This is a genomic window from Sphingomonas sp. OV641, from assembly GCF_900109205.1.
In the GTDB taxonomy this organism is placed as follows: domain Bacteria; phylum Pseudomonadota; class Alphaproteobacteria; order Sphingomonadales; family Sphingomonadaceae; genus Sphingomonas.
Window position 1 is genome coordinate 1,481,292 of record NZ_FNZB01000001.1, and the last position, 20,113, is coordinate 1,501,404.

At 67.8% G+C, this 20,113-nt stretch carries 15 protein-coding genes; 4 read left to right on the forward strand and 11 right to left on the reverse strand.

The window, feature by feature from the left end; genetic code table 11:
- Positions 1 to 425: 425 nt before the first annotated feature.
- The 9 genes from cobA to BMX36_RS07060 form a co-directional block, all read right to left on the reverse strand.
- Complete coding sequence (gene cobA / locus BMX36_RS07020) at positions 426 to 1,235, reverse strand: uroporphyrinogen-III C-methyltransferase (RefSeq protein WP_093064129.1); 810 nt, start codon at positions 1,233 to 1,235, stop codon at positions 426 to 428.
- Positions 1,225 to 3,861 (reverse strand): nitrate reductase, encoded by a 2,637-nt coding sequence (locus tag BMX36_RS07025; protein ID WP_093065346.1) that lies wholly within the window; start codon positions 3,859 to 3,861, stop codon positions 1,225 to 1,227. Before BMX36_RS07025 ends, cobA begins: the two co-directional genes overlap by 11 nt.
- A gap of 61 nt (positions 3,862 to 3,922) precedes the next feature.
- Positions 3,923 to 4,261, reverse strand: coding sequence for a nitrite reductase small subunit NirD (gene nirD, locus BMX36_RS07030; RefSeq protein WP_066779955.1), 339 nt, complete (start codon positions 4,259 to 4,261; stop codon positions 3,923 to 3,925).
- Positions 4,258 to 6,750, reverse strand: coding sequence for a nitrite reductase large subunit NirB (gene nirB, locus BMX36_RS07035; RefSeq protein WP_093064131.1), 2,493 nt, complete (start codon positions 6,748 to 6,750; stop codon positions 4,258 to 4,260). Before nirB ends, nirD begins: the two co-directional genes overlap by 4 nt.
- Positions 6,747 to 7,943, reverse strand: a complete 1,197-nt coding sequence (locus tag BMX36_RS07040) for an alginate export family protein (RefSeq protein ID WP_093065348.1) — start codon at positions 7,941 to 7,943, stop codon at positions 6,747 to 6,749. Before BMX36_RS07040 ends, nirB begins: the two co-directional genes overlap by 4 nt.
- A complete protein-coding gene (locus BMX36_RS07045) occupies positions 7,943 to 9,178 on the reverse strand; it encodes a nitrate/nitrite transporter (RefSeq protein WP_093064133.1) in 1,236 nt (411 codons plus the stop codon). Before BMX36_RS07045 ends, BMX36_RS07040 begins: the two co-directional genes overlap by 1 nt.
- A 229-nt stretch (positions 9,179 to 9,407) precedes the next feature.
- Positions 9,408 to 10,616 (reverse strand): CmpA/NrtA family ABC transporter substrate-binding protein, encoded by a 1,209-nt coding sequence (locus BMX36_RS07050; protein ID WP_093064135.1) that lies wholly within the window; start codon positions 10,614 to 10,616, stop codon positions 9,408 to 9,410.
- Positions 10,613 to 11,194, reverse strand: a complete 582-nt coding sequence (locus BMX36_RS07055; RefSeq protein WP_066781076.1) for an ANTAR domain-containing response regulator — start codon at positions 11,192 to 11,194, stop codon at positions 10,613 to 10,615. The genes BMX36_RS07050 and BMX36_RS07055 overlap by 4 nt, the downstream gene beginning before the upstream one ends.
- An 11-nt stretch (positions 11,195 to 11,205) precedes the next feature.
- Complete coding sequence (locus BMX36_RS07060) at positions 11,206 to 12,144, reverse strand: LysR family transcriptional regulator (protein ID WP_093064137.1); 939 nt, start codon at positions 12,142 to 12,144, stop codon at positions 11,206 to 11,208.
- A 99-nt stretch (positions 12,145 to 12,243) separates the two neighbouring features.
- Here BMX36_RS07060 and ilvD point away from each other — a divergent pair, with 99 nt between their 5' ends.
- A complete protein-coding gene (ilvD, locus tag BMX36_RS07065) occupies positions 12,244 to 14,097 on the forward strand; it encodes a dihydroxy-acid dehydratase (RefSeq protein WP_093064139.1) in 1,854 nt (617 codons plus the stop codon).
- 33 nt (positions 14,098 to 14,130) lie between these two features.
- Here ilvD and BMX36_RS07070 read toward each other — a convergent pair whose 3' ends face one another.
- Together BMX36_RS07070 and BMX36_RS07075 are read right to left on the reverse strand one after the other, a co-directional pair.
- Complete coding sequence (locus BMX36_RS07070; RefSeq protein ID WP_093064141.1) at positions 14,131 to 15,045, reverse strand: sulfotransferase family protein; 915 nt, start codon at positions 15,043 to 15,045, stop codon at positions 14,131 to 14,133.
- Positions 15,046 to 15,095: 50 nt separating this feature from the next.
- Positions 15,096 to 16,289, reverse strand: coding sequence for a glycosyltransferase family 4 protein (locus tag BMX36_RS07075; RefSeq protein ID WP_231731885.1), 1,194 nt, complete (start codon positions 16,287 to 16,289; stop codon positions 15,096 to 15,098).
- A gap of 535 nt (positions 16,290 to 16,824) precedes the next feature.
- Between BMX36_RS07075 and BMX36_RS07080 the strand changes: the two genes are divergently transcribed.
- The 3 genes from BMX36_RS07080 to aguB all read left to right on the forward strand — a co-directional run bounded on the left by BMX36_RS07080 (position 16,825) and on the right by aguB (position 20,106).
- Positions 16,825 to 18,213, forward strand: a complete 1,389-nt coding sequence (locus BMX36_RS07080) for a sulfotransferase family protein (RefSeq protein WP_093064143.1) — start codon at positions 16,825 to 16,827, stop codon at positions 18,211 to 18,213.
- A 99-nt stretch (positions 18,214 to 18,312) separates the two neighbouring features.
- Positions 18,313 to 19,095 (forward strand): SDR family NAD(P)-dependent oxidoreductase, encoded by a 783-nt coding sequence (locus tag BMX36_RS07085; protein ID WP_093064145.1) that lies wholly within the window; start codon positions 18,313 to 18,315, stop codon positions 19,093 to 19,095.
- A gap of 165 nt (positions 19,096 to 19,260) precedes the next feature.
- Complete coding sequence (gene aguB, locus BMX36_RS07090; RefSeq protein WP_093064147.1) at positions 19,261 to 20,106, forward strand: N-carbamoylputrescine amidase; 846 nt, start codon at positions 19,261 to 19,263, stop codon at positions 20,104 to 20,106.
- The last annotated feature ends 7 nt before the right edge of the window (positions 20,107 to 20,113 follow it).

The window sequence follows — 20,113 nt, forward strand, 5'->3', positions numbered from 1 at the left end:
TCACCCCAACACCAAGCCAACCAGCACTCCCCCACCACAACACGCCCCACGGGGCGCCTGTCCTACAAGCACACCCCCATGGCATGATGCACCCAGGTCGTGGTCCTCTCGCCGCGTCCGCAGCGAAGGCGGGCAAAGTTGATACGTCGCGCGCGAAAAACACCTTTCTGTGCGCCATCTTTGTCAACTTTGGCGCGCCCGCGGCGTCAAGCGCGCGCCGGCGCAGCACGGTTCGTCCGCGCCACCGGCGAAGAAAGGCACGAACCGCTACGCGACGCGCACGGGCGCTGGCCGTCCTCCGCCCCGCGCGCGTCAGGCGAGGGAGAGGATCAGCAGCGGCGCGCAGCTCAGGCCGACGTACAAAGCGAACCGGCCCCAGCCGCAGGTCGGCGCGCTGAACAGCTGGTGGAGCGGCAAGCGCGCGATCATGCCCGGCGCTCCGCCATCGGCTGCGCACGCGTTGCGGCGGCGGGCGTCGCCTCGGCCTGCGCCAGGCCATGCTGCTGGCCCACCGCCTCGCCCACGATCAGCAGCGTCGGATCGGTATCGCTCACCGTTTCGACCAGGAAGGACAGCGCGGAGAGGCGGCCGCGCAGCACGCGCTCGGTGGGAAGCGAGGCGTTCACCACCACCAGCACCGGGGTCGCCGGGTCGCGCCCGGCCGCGATCAACTGGCGCATCACCGTGCCGGCGGCGGTGCGGCCCATATAGATGGCGAGCGTCGCGTCCGGCGTGGCCAGCGCCTGCCAGTCCATGTCGAGCGGCGCATCGGCGCGGGCGTGCGCCGTCACGAAGGTCAGCCGCCGGGCAAGGCCGCGCAGCGTCAGCGGCGCGGTGGCGGCCGCTGCGGCGGCGCTGGCGGCGGTGATGCCGGGGCAGATGCGCACCGGGATGCCGGCGCGGGCGCTAGCCGAAAGCTCCTCCGCCGTGCGCGCGAAGATCGCCGGGTCCCCGCCCTTCAGCCGCACCACCCGCTGGCCGCTCCTGGCCGCCTCCACGATCAGCGTGTCGATCGTCGCCTGGTCCTTGGAATGCCGGCCCGATCTCTTGCCGACGCTCACCCGCTTTGCGCCGGGCGGGATCAGGTCCAGGATCGCCGGGCCCACCAGGGCGTCGTGGAACACGATCTCGGCGGCGGCGATCAGGCGTTCGGCCTTGCGCGTCAGCAGCTCGGGGTCGCCGGGGCCTGCGCCGACCAGCCAGATCGTGCCGGGCGGGAAGTCGTCATGCGGCATGGGTATTCTCCGACTGGAGGAGGCGCGCGAGCGCCGGGCGGCAGGATCCGCAATTGGTGCCGGCGCCGATCGCCGCGCCGACGGCTGCTACGTCGGTAAGCTGGCGCTCGCGAATGGCGGCAAGGATGGTGCGAAGGCCAAGGTCGAAGCAGGTGCACACGATCGGCCCCCGGTCGACCGTCACGCCGGCGGGCCGCCCTGCCAGCAGCGCGGCTGCGGCAGCTGGCGGTGCTTCGCCCAGCTGCTTGATCAGCCAGTCGCGGGTCGGCAGCTCGCCCCGCTCGGTCACGAACAGCGCGGCGGCAAGGCGCCCGTCCGCCAGGATCGCTATCCGCCGCGTGCCGCGGGCATGGTCCACCGCCTCCACCCGCTCGCCGCCGGGCAGGAAGCGATCGAGCCGCGCCGGATCACCATCTCCGGCCAGTTCCCACAAGCTCCCCGCCGCCACCGTGATGCGGGTTGCCCACAGGCAGTCGAACGGGCGCGCCGGCTCGCCCGCGAACAGGGCAAAGCCGCGCCACCGCGTCGCCACCGGCGCGATCGTGGCGGGCGTGGACTTGAACCCCGGCTGCCCCGATTCCGGATCGGTCAGCGGACGCGGCAGCATCCCGGTCCGCCCGCCGCTGGAGGTGTGGTCGGTCCAGTGGATCGGCACGAACAGCTCGCCCGGGCGCTGGGCGTCGCTGATGGTGGCGCGATAGAGGCTCTCCCCCTGCGGCGTCGCCACGCGCGCCAGGGCGCCATCGCAAATGCCGATCCGCGCCGCATCGTCGGGGTGGATCTCCACCAGCGGCTCGGCGCGGTGGCGGGCGAGCTTGGGGGCAAGGCCGGTGCGCGTCATCGTGTGCCAGTGATCGCGATAGCGGCCGGTATTGAGCGTCAGCGGCCACTGGCTCAGCGGCTGAGCGATCGGCTTCTGCGCCACCGGCACCAGCCGCGCGCGCCCATCGGGCGTGGGAAAATGGCCATCGGCAAACGGCGTTCCGCCCCATCGGAACGGCGCCATCTCGTCGTAGCCGGCATTGCCGCCGCCGCCCTGCCCCGGCAGGGCGAACAGCCGCGCACCGTCATTCCGGTAGTTCGCCAGCCGGACATGCTCACGCCAGATGTCGGCGGGCCGATCATAGGCGAAGGCGGATTTCCAGCCCATCCGCCGTCCCACTTCCTTGACGATCCACCAATCGGGCCTTGCCTCTCCGGGCAGCGGGAACAGCGCGCGCTGGCGGCTGATCATCCGCTCCGAATTGGTCACCGTCCCGTCTTTCTCCCCCCAGCCCGCCGCGGGCAGCCGGACATGGGCAAAGCCGCCAGTATCGGTCTTTTCCATCACGTCCGACACGACGACGAACGGGCAGGTGGCGAGCGCGTCGCGCACCCGCGCCGCATCCGGCATCGACACCGCCGGGTTCGTCGCCATGATCCACAGCGCCTTGATCCGACCTTCGCCCACCGCGCGAAACAGATCCACCGCCTTCAATCCCGGCTTCTCGGCGATCGCGGGCGAACTCCAGAAACGCTGCACCAGCGCCCGGTTCTCCGGCGCGAAGTCCATATGCGCGGCAAGCGTGCTCGCCAGCCCGCCAACTTCGCGCCCGCCCATCGCGTTGGGTTGGCCGGTGATCGAGAAAGGCGCAGCGCCGGGCTTGCCGATCCGCCCCGTCGCCAGATGCAGGTTGAGGATCGCATTCACTTGATCGGTGCCCGCCAGCGACTGGTTGATGCCCTGGCTGAACATGGTGACAGTGCGCGGCGTCCCCGCGAACAGCTCGTAGAAGCGCCGCACCTCCGCCGCCGGCACATCGCACGCACGCGCCACCGACCACAGGTCGAAGCTTTCCAGCCCCGCCCAGAAGTCCGCCGGAACAGCGACGTGATCGGCCAGAAAGGCTTGGTCGAGCACGCCTTGGTCGCGGCACCACGCCAGCGCGCCGTTCATCAACGCGACGTCGCTGCCTGGCCGGATTGGCAGGTGCAGATCCGCCTGCTCCGCCGTCTCGGTGCGGCGCGGATCGATCACCACCAGCTTTGCGCCCGCCTCGCAGCGTGCACGGATCCGCTGATACACGATCGGATGGCACCAGGCGGTGTTCGACCCCACCAGCACGATCAGGTCCGCCGCGTCCAGATCGTCATAGCTGGCGGGCACCACATCCTCGCCAAAGGCACGCACATGGCCGGCCACTGCGCTGGACATGCACAGCCGCGAATTGGTGTCGATGTTCGCCGATCCGATAAAGCCCTTCATCAGCTTGTTGGCGACGTAATAATCTTCTGTCAGCAGCTGACCCGAGACGTAGAAGGCAACGCTGTTCGGCCCGTGCTGCGCGATCGTGTCGCGAAAGCGCTTGGCGACAAGGTCCAGCGCCTTGTCCCAGGAGGCGCGCTTGCTGCCGATCGTCGGATGGAGCAGCCGTCCCTCCAGTCCCACGGTCTCGCCCAGATGCGTGCCCTTGGAGCACAGCCGCCCGCGATTGGCGGGATGATCGGCATCACCCGCGATCCGCACGGCCCGCTCGCCGGTCACCGTTGCGCTGATCCCACAACCCACACCGCAATAAGCGCAAGTGGTGCGGATCGCCGAAAGCCCACTCCCCTCCGGGGAAAGGGTTGGGAGAGGGGCAGTCACGAGCGACACCGTATCGGACTGCCCCTCTCCCCAGATGGCAGAGGGAGATCGGCCTCCACCGTCACGCCGCCGCCTTCAGCGTGCTGGCGCGGCAGATCAGCACGCGCCCGCCCGTCACCTTCACCGGCACCACCGGCGTGCAGCCCTTGTCCTCGCCCAGCGCCTCGCCGGTCGACAGGCTGATCCGCCAGTTGTGCAGCGGGCACGCCACCGCCCCGCCGTGCACAATCCCCTGGCTTAGTCGCCCATGCTTGTGCGGGCAGCGATCGAGCAGCGCGAACACCTTCCCCTCGCCGGTGCGGAACACCGCGATGTCGTCGCCGCCCGCCACCTGCACCGTCCGGCTGCCGCGCACCGGAATTTCGTCGACCCAGCCGATATCGAGCCACTCGCCGGTCATGCCATTTCCTCCTGCTTCACCGGGATGGGCTGAAAGCGCGCCATGGGCGCATGCTGCTCACGCTGCGCGCCCTCGACGCGCGCCGCCCAGGGATCGTCCTGCATGAATTGTTGCGAGAAGAAGAACCGCCGCGCGAGCTCGGCCCGCGGCTCCGCATCGGGCAACAGCCGCTCCTGGATGTGCGCCAGCCCGACGCGCTCGATCCATGGCGCGGTGCGCTCCAGATAGCGCGCCTCCTCGCGGTACAGCTGGATAAAGGCGGCGCACATCTCCATCGCCTCCGCCTCGGTCGCGACCTTGCAGAGGAGGTCGGTCGCACGAACCTTGATCCCGCCATTGCCGCCGACGTGAAGCTCGTAACCGCTATCGACGCACACCACGCCAAAGTCCTTGATCGTCGCCTCGGCGCAATTGCGCGGGCAGCCGCTCACCGCGATCTTGAACTTGTGCGGCATCCAGCTGCCCCAGGTGGCGCGCTCGATCTTCACGCCCAGCCCCGTCGAATCCTGCGTGCCGAAGCGGCACCATTCGCTACCGACACAGGTCTTCACCGTGCGCAGCGACTTGCCGTAGGCGTGGCCGGATACCATCCCGGCAGCGTTCAGATCGGCCCAGACGGCGGGCAGATCCTCCTTGCGGATCCCGAAGATGTCGAGCCGCTGGCCGCCCGTCACCTTCACCATCGGCGCGTTGAACTTCTCCACCACGTCGGCGATCGCGCGCAGCTCGCGCGGGTTCGTCAGGCCACCCCACATGCGGGGCACGACTGAATAGGTGCCGTCCTTCTGAATGTTGGCATGCATCCGCTCGTTGACGAAGCGGCTCTGCTGATCGTCGACATATTCGCCCGGCAGTGCGCAGAGCAGATAATAATTGAGCGCCGGCCGGCAGGACGAGCATCCGTCGGGCGTGGTCCAGTGCAGCTTCTGCATGACTTCGGGGATCGACCGCATCCCCTGCGCCACGATCTCGCGGCGCACGTCGTCATGGCCGAAGCTGGTGCATTTGCACATCGTCTTCGGCCCGGCTTCCACTTCCCCGCCGAGTGTCAGCGACAGCAAAGTCTCGACCAGCCCGGTGCACGATCCGCAGCTCGCCGATGCCTTGCACCCCGATCGCACCGCATCCAGGCTGTGCGCGCCCTTGCCGATGCACGCGACCACCTGCCCCTTGGAAACGCCGTTGCAGCCGCAGATTTCCGCATCATCGGAAAGCACCGCAACGGCTGCCTTAGGGTCCGCCTGCCCACCTCCGGAGGCAAAGGCCTGGCCGAAGATCAGCGCGTCGCGAATATCGGCGACGCTCTCGCCCCGGCGCAGCAGGTCGAAATACCAGTTTCCGTCCACCGTATCGCCATAGAGCACTGCCCCGACGATCCGGTCCTCCTTCACGACCACGCGCTTGTAGATGCCACGGCTCGCATCGCGCAGCACGATGTCCTCCGCACCGTCGCCGCCGCCGAAATCCCCGGCGGAGAAGACGTCGAGCCCCGCGACCTTCAGCTTGGTCGAGGTCGGCGCCGGCCGGTATCCGCTGGGCGCCTCGACCAGCCCGTCGGCCAGCGCGCGGCACATGTCCCACAGCGGCGCGACCAGGCCATAGACTTGACCCTGATGCTCCACACACTCGCCCACCGCCAGGATCGCGGGGTCAGACGTCACCATGTGATCGTCCACCTTGATCCCGCGGCCCACCTCCAGCCCCGCCTCACGTGCCAGCGCCACCGATGGCCGGATGCCGACCGCCATCACCACCAGATCGGCCGGGATCTCCGTCCCGTCCTTCAGCCGCACCGCCTCTACCCTTCCGTCGCCGACGATCTCGGCGGTATCCGCGCCGGTCAGGATCGTCTGCCCGCGCGCCTCCAGCGCGGTCTTGAGCAGCCACCCGGCGGCTTCGTCCAGCTGCCGCTCCATCAGCGTCGGCATCAGGTGGATCACCGTCACTTTCATGCCGCGCAGGCTCAGGCCATGCGCCGCCTCCAGGCCCAGCAGGCCTCCGCCGATCACCACCGCGCTCCCGCCCTTCGCTGCGGCGGCAAGCATTGCATCCACGTCGTTCATGTCGCGAAAGCTGATCACGCCCGGCAGGTCCTTGCCCGGCACCGGGATGATGAAGGGATCGGAGCCGGTCGCGATCAGCAGCCGGTCATAATCCATCACGATCCCGCCGCGCGACGTGACGATCTGCGCCTCTCGGTCGATCGCAATCACCGGATCGCCGGACACCAGGGTGATGCCGTGATCATCATACCAGTCACGGCCGTTGATCACGATGTCGTCGAAGGTCTTCTCCCCCGCCAGCACCGGCGAGAGCATGATGCGATTGTAATTGACCAAGGGCTCGGCGCCGAAGATCGTCACGCGATAACGCGCGGGATCGCGGGCGAGCAGTTCCTCCACCGCGCGGCATCCCGCCATGCCATTGCCAACGACGATCAAGTGCGGCCGCGTGTCGGCCTCCGCAATGCGGATCGGTTCGTGTTTCATCGCAGGGTCCAGTCCAGTTGAAGCCAGAATTTGCTGGTGTCGGTGAACAGCCGGTCGGCGTTGAAGGCGGCGTAGCGAACGCTGGCGGTCGTCCGCCCCAGCTTCGCTTGCGCCAGCAGATCGATCTCGTCGCCATAGCGGCGCACCATCCGGTCGCTCTCGAACCGGTGATAGGTCGCGCCGACGCTCACCGCCTTCAGCGCCCCGATCGCCTTCCAGCCCCAGCCGGCGGAAGCGTAGAGATCGCGCACGCCATCTGGCGGGGTCGTCAGGAACTTGTCGGCCCAACCCTGAAACTTGAACGCGGTGGCAAGCGGCGTCTGAAAGCTGGTCAGCGCCGTGCCGCGATCCGCGCCCAGCACTTCATAGCCAGCGCCCAGCCGTGGCCCGTTCAGGTCCACCGCGACATCGGCCAGCCAGTAATCGGCCTGATAGTTGTTGGGATTGCGCTGCCAGTCCGACTGCCGCGCCCAGCTGGCCTGGTAGCTCAGCTTCGCCGGCCCGATCGGCTGCGTTCCGACCAGCCGCACGCCATAGGTCTGGCTGGACAGGCGATAGCCCTGCACCGCCGCCTCGTCCTGATCGACCAGATAGGCAAAGCCGGTCAGTGTTCCGACAGGCGAGGTCCAGGCGAGGTTCGCCAGCACATTGTCGCCCGACACCGCCTGCTGCCGCGCGCCCCCGCCATCCACGCCCCAGATCGTGCGTACGCTCCAGACGTAGCTGAGGTCGGCCTTCAGCCCGGCGAGCGGCGTCACCTCGGCGCGAACCGCGTCGAACGTCTGGCCGTTGTTGCGAAACGCGATGGCGCCGACGAAGCGCTCGTCGTCCAGCGCGATCCGCTGACGCCCCACGGTGATCGTCGCCGGCGCGCTGCGATACTGGAGCTGCGCCCGGTACAGCGCCACGTTCTGCGGGTCGGCGATCAGCGGGCGCCGTGTCGCACTGCCGCTGAGCCCGTCATAATAATCGCCCGAGATCGCGAGGTTGCCCTGCGCCTCGGCGAGCGCCGACCAGCGCCGTTCGCTCACCTGAGCCCCGGCGCGGACGCGGGCGGTAAAGGCGTTCGCGTTCTCGGGCAGGCCATCCTGATCGGCATGTTCGTAGCGCAGCCTGGCCTCGGCCAGCGGCGCGATCGTCTGCGCCGCGGCCGGACTCGCCAGAAACGGCAGGAGGGCGAGCGCCGCGCGCATCAGATCCGCACGCCTTCCGCCGCACCCCAGCGCGCGCGCCAACCGGTCTTGACCAGCGCCAGGCCGATCAGCGCCGCCAGCGCAAGCCCGGCGAAGATCAGGAAGCCGGGGGCGAAGCTGCCCGTCCACTGCTTGGCGAGGCCCAGCGAAGAGGCGAGATAGAACCCGCCCACGCCGCCTGCCATGCCGACCAGCCCGGTCATCACGCCAATCTCCGCCGCGAACCGCTGCGGCACCAGCTGGAACACCGCGCCGTTGCCGACGCCCAGCGCCAGCATCGCGATCACGAAGCAGGCGAGCGCCGCAGTGAAGGTCACCGACAGGCTCACCCCCACCAGCGCCAGGGCAGCGAGCGCGAACACAGCGGTCAGCGCCTTCACCCCGCCGATCGCGTCGGCCAGCGCCCCGCCCATCGGCCGAACCAGCGACCCTGCGAACACGCACGCCGCGGTGGCATAGCCGGCCTGGATCGTCGTCAGCCCGAACCGGTCGGTGAAGTAGATCGGCAGGCTGGCGGCCAGCCCGACGAAGCCGCCGAAGGTGACCGAGTAGAAGCCCATCAGCCACCAGGCATCACCCTGCTTCAGCGGGCTGAGATATTCCTTGAAGCTTTTCGGCGCAGGCGCACCCGGCGGGTCCTTCGCCATCGCCATATAGGCGACGAACACAATCGTCAGCGGGATGCAGGCGAGCCCCAGCACCGCATTCCAGCCGAACATCTTGGCCAGTGCCGGCGCGAACAGCGCTGCCAGCACCGTTCCCGAATTGCCCATGCCGGCCAGGCCCATCGCCTTGCCCTGATGCTCGGGCGGGTACCAGCGGCTGGCGAGCGGCAGCGCGATGGCGAAGCTTGCCCCGGCAAACCCGAGGATCACGCCCAGCACCAGCGTTCCGGCAAACGTCGTGACCCCCATCGCCCAGGCCGCGAACAGCCCCGCGATCACGATCAACTGGCTGATCGCGCCCGACCGCTTCGGCCCGATCCGGTCCACCAGCAGGCCGTTGACGACCCTGAGCGCCGCGCCCGCCAGCGTTGGCACCGCCACCATCAGCCCCTTTTGCGCCGGGCTGAGCGCCAGCGCCTTGGCGATGTCGGGCGCCAGCGGCCCCAGCAGCACCCACACCATGAACGCCAGGTCGAAATAGAGGAAAGCGGCGATCAGCGTCGGCGTATGCCCGCTTGACCAGAACCCGCCATCGCTTTGCTTCTTTGCCTCCCAGAACGCCGTCGCCATCGCCCGTTCTCCAAACGAAAAAAGCCGCCAGAACGGCGACCCTTTCGGGTGCGTCCTGGCGGCTTCGTTGCCTAAGTGCGGATACGGGCGTCTGCCCATCCGCCAGCGAAACCTCCCCGGCGCTGGAGAGGCGTGTCGCTGTTATCTCGTGCCCGGCATCATTGCCGAACGATTGACAAGCTGCCTGATTCGCTCGCTTGGCACAAGCCCCTTTCGCAACCGCAGCACATCACGGCAGCGTTGCTAGATAGCCTGCGATATCGTCCGGGTCGAAAGCGCGCCCATCGAAGAAGCGGTCACTGCCAAGCACGAGCCGGCCCTGCGTCGATCCCGCGCCGATCGGTTCATGCAGCGCGCCTTCCAGCTTCGAACTGGCGTTGGGCAGCGGCGCGTTCGATCCGGCGAGCGCGGCGCGATACAGGTCCGGGCGAAACACCGATTGCGCCCGGGCCGCATCCTCCTCGCTGAACGCCATCCCGTCCCAGCGGACCATCTGCGCGTACAGCCACGCCGCCTGGCTGCGCCACGGGAAGTTCGCCGCCTCGCGATGCTGGAACATGAAATCGGGATAATGAACCGGCGTTCCGCCCGGTATCAGGCGAATGCGATCGGTGATTGCGCGCAGGACCGCATCCACCGGTGCGTCGAGATATTCGGGCCGCGCAAGCAACGCCGCGCTGTCCGCCACGGTTTCGGGGCGGACGAAATGCTCCGCCGCCGCATGGAGCGCGCGAGTCAGCGCCGCGACGGCGTCAGCGCGCGCCTCGGCCACTTCTGCGCGCAGTGCCAGCACCTTCTCCACCCCGCGCCGCCAGATCTGCGCGGTGGCGAGCGCGATCCGGCCCACTCCGCGATCCACCGCGATCGAGTTCCACGGCTCGCCGACGCAAATGCCGTCCACCTCGCCCGCGGCCAGCGCATCGGCAGCGAACGGCGGGCTCGTCACGGAAATCGCCACGTCCTCGTCCGGCCGTATCCCAACCCCTGCGAGCCAGTAGCGCAGCATGTAATTGTGGCTGGAATAACGGTGCACCACGCCAAAGCGCAGCGGTCGCCCTGCAGCACGCCGCTCCGCCGCCACCGCCTTCAGCGCCGCCCCGATCACCATCGGATCGCCCAGCCGATCGCCCAGCCCGCATGCCTCGCCCAAGGCGGTCGAAAAGGTGATCGCATTGCCGTTCAGCCCGAGCACGAACGGCACGGTCATCGGCACGGCGGGACGATCACGCCCCAGCGCGGTTGCGATCGCCAGCGGCGCGAGCAGATGCGCCGCGTCCGTATGACCGTAAAGCAGCCGGTCGCGCACGGTGGCCCAGGTCATGTCGCGCACCGGTTCGATTGCGACGCCCTCGGCCGCGGCAAAGCCCAGTTCGTGCGCCAGGATCGGCAGCGCCGCGTCCACCAGCGGAAGGAAGCCGATGCGGAACGTCTCGCTCATGACAGATCCCCCATCAGCGCCTCGCTTGTCACGATCGCCTCCGCCACTTCGGCAATGCGACGGTTCGATTTCATCGCATGGCCACGCAGCAGCGCGTAGGCGGCTGGCTCGTCCAGCCCGCGCCGCTTCATCAGGATCGCCTTGGCGCGATCGATCGTCTGCCGGTCGGCCAGCGCCGATTTCGCTTCCGCCAGCTCGGTCTGAAGCCGCGAGAACGCCTGGAAGCGCCGCACCGCTAGGTCGAGCACCGGCTTGATCCGCTGCCGCGCCAGCCCGTCGACGACATAGGCCGATACGCCCGCATCCACCGCCGCCATGGTCGCCTGCGCGTCCGACTGGTCGACGAACATCGCGATTGGCCGGTCCAGCGCACGCGACATGGCAAAGAAATCCTCGAGCAGGTCGCGGCTCGGATTCTCGAGGTTGATCAGCACCACTTCGGGTGCGCTTGCCTCGATCTGCGCCACCAGCGGCCCCGTGGGATCAATGACGACCAGATCGTCCAGCCCGGCGTCGCGCAGCCCTTCGGAAATGATCGCCGCCCGCGTCGTGCTCGTGTCGATGATCGCGATCCTCACGAATTTGGTCGTTACAGGATCGGTGATGCGCTCGCCAGTGGCTGGCCGGCCGCGGTCTCCGCCGCAATGTCCAGGAACCGCGCCAGCGTGGCCGGCACATAATCCTGGCGCCAGGCTATGCCCGTCTCCAGAACCGGCGGCGCATCGCGCAGGTCGGCATAGCGCACGCCCGTCCGCGCCAGGTTGCGCAGCGACGCGGGCACCAGAGAAATGCCCATGCCCGCTGAGACCAGGCTGATGATCGTCTGCATCTGAATGGCCTCCTGCACGATGCGCGGCGTGCCGCGCCACGCGGCATGATAGCCGGTCACCAGATCGTGAAATGCCGGCGCCACCCGGCGCGGAAAGATGATGAGCGGTTGGCCGACCACCGTCTCCGCCGAAACATGGCCGTCCACCAGGGTGATCCGTCCATCCGCGATCCAGGCTTCCGGAATGGCCGCGATCAAGGGCTCTGACACAAGCTGGCGATAGGCGAGGCCCGGCGGCAACACGCGGTCCGCCGGCGCGATGATGATCCCGGCGTGCCCCTTTCCGTCACGAAGCGCGGTGATCTGCACATCGCTCGTCGCCTCCGTCAGCGCGATCTCGATGTCGGGAAAGAGCGCGGCGTAGCGCCGCACCAGCATGGGAAGGATGCTGTAATCCGCCGTGCTGACGAACGATAGCTCCAGCCGGCCGGCCTCCCCCTCCCGCAGCCGCCGGGCGATCTCGGGCAGGCCGTTCACCCGCTCCAGCGCCGCCTCCACATGGGGCAGCCACTGCGCCCCGAATGGCGTCAGCGCCACGCTCCGCTTCGTTCGGGCGAACAGCGCCGCGCCAAGTTCACGCTCCAGCGCCTGGATCGATTGGCTGAGCGGCGGCTGCGTCATCCCCAGCCGTTCCGCCGCACGGCCGAAGTGCAGCGTCTCGGCCACCGCCGTGAAATGGCGAAGCTGGCGAAGGTCCATGTGATATGCTCTCCGACCTAGAACGAGCGGATTAGGATATTTCCCATCCTAGCGTAACTGGCCTATCCTGCGCGCTGATTAACTGCCGAGACCTGTGCCATGCCCGCTTATCGTTCCCGCACCACCACCCACGGCCGCAACATGGCGGGTGCCCGCGGCCTGTGGCGCGCCACCGGCATGAAGGACAGCGACTTCGGCAAGCCGATCATCGCGGTGGTCAACAGCTTCACCCAGTTCGTGCCGGGCCACGTCCATCTGAAGGATCTCGGCCAGCTTGTCGCGCGGGAGATCGAGGCGGCGGGCGGCGTTGCGAAGGAATTCAACACCATCGCGGTCGATGACGGGATCGCCATGGGCCATGATGGCATGCTCTACAGCCTGCCCAGCCGCGATCTGATCGCGGACAGCGTCGAATATATGGTGAACGCGCACTGCGCCGATGCGATGGTCTGCATCTCCAATTGCGACAAGATCACGCCGGGCATGCTGATGGCGGCGCTGCGCCTCAACGTGCCCGCGATCTTCGTCTCGGGCGGGCCGATGGAGGCCGGCAAGGCCGACATTCGCGGCCAGACGGTGGCGCTCGATCTGGTCGACGCCATGGTGGTCGCCGCGGACGAAAGCTACACCGACGAAGAGGTGAAGGTGATCGAGCGGTCGGCGTGTCCGACCTGCGGTTCCTGTTCGGGCATGTTCACCGCCAACAGCATGAATTGCCTGACGGAGGCGCTCGGCCTGTCGCTGCCCGGCAACGGCTCGGTGCTGGCGACCCATGCCGATCGCGAGCAGCTGTTCCGTGAGGCCGGGCACACCATCGTCGATCTCGCGCGCCGCTGGTATGAACAGGATGATGCCTCGGCGCTGCCGCGCTCGATCGCCAGCTTCGCCGCGTTCGAAAATGCCATGAGCCTCGACATCGCGATGGGCGGCTCGACCAACACGGTGCTTCACCTGCTCGCCGCCGCCTATGAGGGTGAGGTCCCCTTCACCATGGCCGATATCGACCGCCTGTCGCGCCGCGTGCCGTGCCTGTGCAAAGTCGCGCCCGCCAAGCAGGACGTGCACATGGAGGATGTGCACCGTGCCGGCGGCATCATGGCGATCCTTGGACAGCTCGATCGCGCGGGCCTGCTCGATACCAGCCTGCCGACCGTGCACGCCCCCACGCTCGGCGCGGCGCTCGACCGCTGGGACATCAGCCGCACCACCAGCGACAGCGTGCGCCAGTTCTTCAGCGCCGCACCCGGCGGCGCGCGCACGACCCAGGCGTTCAGCCAGAGCAACCGCTGGAAGGAGCTCGACACCGATCGCACCGCCGGGGTGATCCGCGATGCCGAGCATCCTTTCTCAAAGGACGGCGGCCTGGCGGTACTCTACGGCAATCTCGCACCCGAAGGCTGCATCGTGAAAACGGCCGGCGTGGATGAAAGCATCCTCACCTTCCACGGCACGGCGCGCGTTTACGAAAGCCAGGATGCGGCAGTCGCCGGCATTCTCGGCAATGAGGTGAAGGCGGGCGACGTGGTGGTGATCCGCTACGAAGGGCCAAAGGGCGGACCGGGGATGCAGGAGATGCTCTATCCGACCAGCTATCTGAAGTCGAAGGGCCTGGGGAAGGCGTGCGCCCTCATCACCGACGGGCGCTTTTCCGGCGGCACCTCCGGCCTGTCGATCGGCCATGTTTCGCCCGAGGCGGCGGAGGGCGGGCTCATCGCGCTGGTCGAAACGGGCGATCCGATCATCATCGACATCCCCAATCGCGGGGTCCGGCTCGACATCGATCACGCAACGCTCGCCGCCCGCCGTGAGGCGATGGAGGCCCGCGGAAAGGCCGCCTGGAAGCCTTTCGGCCGCAAGCGCCACATTTCCCCCGCCCTACGCGCCTATGCCGCCCTCACCACCAACGCCGCCCGCGGCGCAGTACGCGACGTCGCCCAGATCGAGCGGGATTGACCAGCCAACCGGCTGCCACCCCGGCTCGCCGCCTCAACGCGGGCCGGCTGCGGTCAGCACCGCCGTGTTCCCCTGCCGCGAGGATGCCGGGCGCGCCAAGCCATTGGCGCCCGGCAGCCATTGGCTGAGATCACGGTTCAGCAACACCTCGAGCGCCTCGACCTCGGGCGCGTAATAATCGCGAAGCCGCGCGCGCAAATCGGCTGTCATCGGCGGATAGGCCATCGGCTTGGCCAGCAGGCCCCGCACGCTCTCGAACATGCGGGTTCCACGCAGCGGCTTCACCAGGTTCTTCGCCGGCTGCGCCAGGCGGCGGATCGCCAGCGGCAGCAGCGGCGCGGCGCCATCGTTGACCTTGCCTGCCGCCGGCGCGCGCCCCTCATTCATTGGTGACAGGCCAAGGTGGCGACACGTGTCGTCAAGCACCTGGGCCGGCGTCGCGCGGACGTCCTCGAACAGGAACACCAGCATCTGCCGCCGGTCGAACAGCGACAGCCACCGGCGCAGGTGCGTGCCGTAGAGCCCGTTATCCAGGAACCGGCGGAAGGTGGCAGTCGCCGGGTTGAGATACTCTTCCGGACCGCCGCGGATCGTGCCGCGCCGGTAGAGCATGCAATAATCCGAATAGGCACGGTCCACCGGATCCCTCAGCTGCGCGATCAGCGGAATGGCCGGCAGGACGCGCGCGATGCGCTCCGCCGCATGCGGGTCGGCCAGGTAATCGGCGGATTTCTCGCCTACCAGCTGGCCCGGCCGCGCCTCGGTGAAGAACTCGGCATACCAGTCCGGCCCGCGCTCGAACTCGCGGCTGAAATAATGCGGCTCGGGATCAGGCAGATAGACGTCGGGATGGTTCTGGATCTGCACGTTCAGCCAGGTGGTGGCGGCTTTCACCGCACCCACGATCATGAAATCCGGCACCTTGGTCCGGCCTGCCTGGTCGTTCATCGCACTCTTCCTTCGCCTGTCACCCGCCGGGCCGCAGCGATCCGCCTCGGTCAAAGAAATGCCTGACCTTTGGCGATCACCGGATCCGCCTTGCTCTTCGCCTTTGCGCGCTGCGCAATCCGCTTGATCAGCCCGTCCCACCGGGTGATGATCCGTTCGGGCATGAAGCGCTCCATCGCCTGTTTGCCCGCTGCCCCCATTTGTTCGCGCAGCAGCGGATCGGCCATGGCGACGGCCAGTTGCTCAGCCAGCCCCTCCACGTCCTGATCCGGCGCCAGCAGGCCGGTGCGGCCATGGTCTATCATCTCGGCTGGGCCCCATGGGCAATCGAACGCGACGGTTGGAATGCCCGCCGCCATCGCCTCGCCCACCACGATGCCCCATCCTTCATAGCGGGAGGAGAGAACGAACAGGTCCGCCTCCTTCGTCCAGCCGCCCGGCTCGCGGGTCACGCCCGGGAAGCTGACGCGCATCTCGAGCCCCAGCGCCGCACGCTGCTGTTCCAGCGCGGCGCGCAATGGCCCCTCGCCCCAGATGGTCAGCCGCCAGTCGGGAAAGCGCGGCGCAAGCCGGGCGAACGCCTGCAACAGCAGATCGAAGCCCTTCTGCTCCACCAGCCGCCCCACCGCGACGAGATTGCGCCCGTTGGCGTCGAACGTGCGAACGCTCCCCCTCGCCACCGCGTGATTGGGAATGACCATGTCGGTCCGCTGCGGCGTGGGGCTGAAATAGGATGCCGCGCCCCGTGTCATTGTGACGAGCGCGTCCGATCGCGCATAGGCGTATCGGCGAATGGCGCTCCATGTCGCGCCCACCTTCTGCCGATCGGGATTGTTCCGCTCGGACACGATCACCGGAATGCCCAGCGCATCGGCGGCCAGCGACGTGAGCACGTTGGTTCTGGTCAGAAAGGAAACCACCACCTCGGGCCGATGGTCGCTCAATTCGCTCTTCAACAGCCGATATCGCCGCAGCATTCCCAGGCTGCGGCCGATCAGGTTTCGAGGCGGCGGCGCCTTCCCCAGGTTGATCAGGCGAACGTCGGGGTTCAGCGCGTAATAAGGCTGTTCGTCGAACGGCTGGAAACAGGCGAGCCGGACCTGCACGCCCTGATTGACATAATGATTAGCCAGCATCGACACGACATGCTCGGATCCGCCGGCGCCGAGGCCCGGCATGACGAAGGTCAGCCGCGATAGTACGAAACTGTCCGATCGACTGATCGGCGCCTTGATGAGCAGCACGGATCGCACTGCTTATGCTCGATTCGTGGTCGATGCGTTGACCCTCAGTTCCGCCCGCCAGCAGCAATGATCATCGATCTCATGACATGATGCGGGCATGGCCGGTGTTGTCCTGCGGAGGCACCCTCAAGTGCGCTGGTGGTCGATCGTCTTCATAGCGGCCGGTCCGGAACGGGCGTATTGCGCAACGGAGTAACGTGTTCGAAACTAAATTGCCTGCCGATCGGCACCCGTTGGCGCGGCTAATCCGGACGTATGCGTCGCTGAGAGATTTTGGTTATGCCAAGCGCTTGGTTGGCAGTGCACGACGCTAAGTGGCGATGCCGCAACATCCCGTTGGAGTATAACCTTTGGGATGAGGGCACGGATGATCGCGACCGGCCTGTCCCGCCACTCGCTTATCGCAGATGCGCCCGTTTGACGGATTGATGCGCCCCTTTGACGGATTTCACCGTCACCGCCGTCCGCGCCGGACCCGCTGACGTGAGGACACCGATCGGCGCGGCAGGAAAAGTGTGGCTCATCAACAGCATTCGTGAGGAAATCGACGGCGGCGCGCGGCACGCAGGCCGCTGTCGCGCGTTCCCCCGCGATGCCGCCCTTGAGCCCGTCGCCACCCGCCGCATCCGCCCCCTTCCCGCACCTGTCGACCGCTGCTCCGATCACCCGCGACGCACGGCTGCAATTCGTTGATGCGGCGCTCGACGGGACGTGGCGTCGCGGCTGGGCCGAGCGCCCACCGCTCGATCCGGCCGCTCTGATCCGCAAGGCGACGGACAAGGTTGGCGAGGCGCCGGACCAGCACGGCGATCGCGCATGGCGGGATCGGCTAGAGCTGCTCTGCGCCGATCTGGAGCAGGTCGCGGACCTCACTCCCCTGGGGCGCACGATTGCGCACGGCCAGCTTGTTGCCGCGCTCTGCAATCGCATCCGCTTCCAGGCGCTCTGGCGGGCGCGTCCTCAGATTGCGGAACAGCCGATCGTCGCCCCGATCATCATCGTCGGGCAGATGCGGTCTGGCACGACGCGGATGCAGCGCCTGCTCGCCTGTGATCCCCGGCTGGCCTTCACGCGCTTTTACGAAAGCTGGAACCCGCTGCCGCGCACCGGCGACCGCGGCTGGATGGATGATCGCAAGCTGCGCGGCTGGCTGGGCACGCTTACCGTCCGGCTGCTCAACCCTTCGTTCGACACAATCCATCCGACGCGCTGGGACGCGGCCGATGAAGAGATCGGGCTCCAGAGCGTCTCGATCTTCGGCTCGGCGTTCGAGGCGCAATGGCGCGTGCCGGGCTATACCGCAGCGCTCGAGGCGGACGACGGGATCGCCGCTTATGCGGAATTCCGCCGCCTCCTTCAGACGATTGCCTGGCTTCGCCGCGACACCGGCTTGCGCCCCTGGATCCTCAAGGTGCCGCAGTTCAGCCAGGATCTCGCCGCCGTGCTTCGCACCTTCCCCGATGCGCGCCTGATCTGCCTCAGCCGCGATCCGCAGCAGGTAATCGCCTCCTCGGCTTCGCTGGTCCGCAATCAGATGGCGATCCAGTCCGCCTCTGCCGATCCCGCCTGGATCGGGCGGGAATGGACGCGCAAGGTCGCGCTGCGCGCGCAGCGCATGGCCTCAGCCCGGTCAGGCAGTCACGCGCCTCAGGTGGACGTCGCCTTTGATGATGTGGAGCAGGACTGGCGCGGCGAAATCCGGCGCGTGTACCGGATGCTCGGCCTCTCGCTACCGACTGAGGTCCTCGCCCGAATGCAGGATTACGCCTGCCGGACACGCACGGGAAGCCACGCCCGCCACCGCTATCGCGCCGAAGACTTCGGCCTGGCGCAGCATCATACGACCCCAGCCACCTTTGATGCCTCGCGCTGCGCGGTCCTCGCATGCGGGCAGACGCATCCCTGCGCCCTCCACCCGGCTTGACTCACGCCGCCTCCCGTTTCGGCATTCGCTCCCGGAACTAGCGCGCGGCCTCGATCCGCGGCTAGGCTGCCCGCCGATAACAGCACAGGAGAGCGGACCATGCCCTATTCACCCTTTGACCTCAGCGGGCGTGTCGCGCTGATCACCGGCGGCAATGGCGGGATCGGCATCGGCATGGCGGATGCGCTGGCCCAGGCCGGGGCGGACGTAGTGATCTGGGGCAACAATCCGGCGAAGAACGCTGCCGCGCAGGACCGCCTGTCCGCGTACGGCACTCGCATTCTGATCGAACGGGTCGATGTGGCGGACGAGGCGGCGGTGGACGCCGGGGTGGCCCGCGCCGTGGACATGATGGGCCGGCTCGATTTTGTCGCCGCCAACGCCGGCGTCGGGGAGGGCGCCGACAGCTTCGACACGATGACGACCGAGCTGTGGCGCCGGGTGATGGCGGTGAACCTCGATGGCGTGTTCTGGACTCTGCGTGCTGCGGCACGCCACATGGTCGCACGGGCGAAGGATGGCGATCTCGGCGGCTCGCTGCTCGCCACCTCATCCACTTCGGCCGTGCATGGCGCGCCCCGCAACCAGGCCTATGCCGCTACAAAGGGCGCACTGCTGCCGATGATGCGCGGGCTGGCGGTGGAATATGCCCGCTACGGCATTCGCGCCAATGCCATCCTGCCGGGCTGGATCGCGACGGACATGACCTCGCGCGCGCAGGGCAATGATCGTTTCAACGAAAAGGTCATCTCCCGCGTGCCGATGCGCCGCTGGGGCGAGCCGGAGGATTTCGGCGGCCTTGCCGTCTATCTCGCCTCGGATGCGTCGAGCTTCCACACCGGAGACACCTTCACGATCGACGGCGGCTATACCATTTTCTGATCGCCAATCGCCGCTGCCCGGCAGCACGGCCGATCGTCTCCGTATTCAGGCCGAAATGCGCCGGCCCCGCACCGAAGCCAGGCCGCCTTGCTCCGCTGCGCACCACCACGCGGCCGGTGCGCGGGAGGGTGGCGAGCGAGCGCGTCATCCCCTACATGCCGGCGCATGACCGAAATCACCGTCGCCGCGCTTCAGCTCGCTTTCTCCGCTGACATGGATGCGAACATCGCCAACGTGTCCCGCCTCGTGCGCGAAGCCGCCGGCAAGGGCGCTCAGGTGATCCTGCCGCCCGAGCTTTTCGAAGGCGAATACTTCTGCCGTGTCGAGGATGAAGGCCTGTTCGCCAACGCCCGGCCGACGGCGGAGCATCCTGCGGTACTTGCCATGCAGTCGCTGGCATCGGAGCTAAAGGTCTCTATTCCCACCAGCTTCTTCGAGGCGGATGGACCGCACCATTATAACAGCCTCGCCATGATCGGCCCTGACGGCGCGATCCAGGGCGTTTATCGCAAGAGCCACATTCCCGATGGCCCAGGCTATGAGGAGAAGTTCTACTTCCGCCCGGGCAACACGGGGTTCAAGGTCTGGGACGGCCCGGCCAAGCTTGGCGTCGGCATCTGCTGGGACCAATGGTATCCGGAAACCGCCCGGGCGATGATGCTGATGGGCGCACAGGTGCTCTTCTATCCCACCGCCATCGGCAGCGAGCCGCACGACACCTCGCTCGACACCGCCCGCCTGTGGCGCCGCGCCATGGTTGGTCATGCCGTGTCGAATGTCGTGCCGGTGGTCGCCGCCAACCGCATCGGGACGGAACACGGCCAGACCTTCTACGGCACCAGCTTCATCTGCGATGAGCGCGGGGACATTGTGGCAGAGCTGGGGCGCGACGAGGAAGGCGTGATCACGGCGACTCTCGATCTTGATCGCGTCAAGCGTCACCGCGCCGCCTTCGGCTTTTTCCGCGATCGCCGGCCCGAGCTTTACGGACGGCTTACGGCCGACATCTAAGATTGCG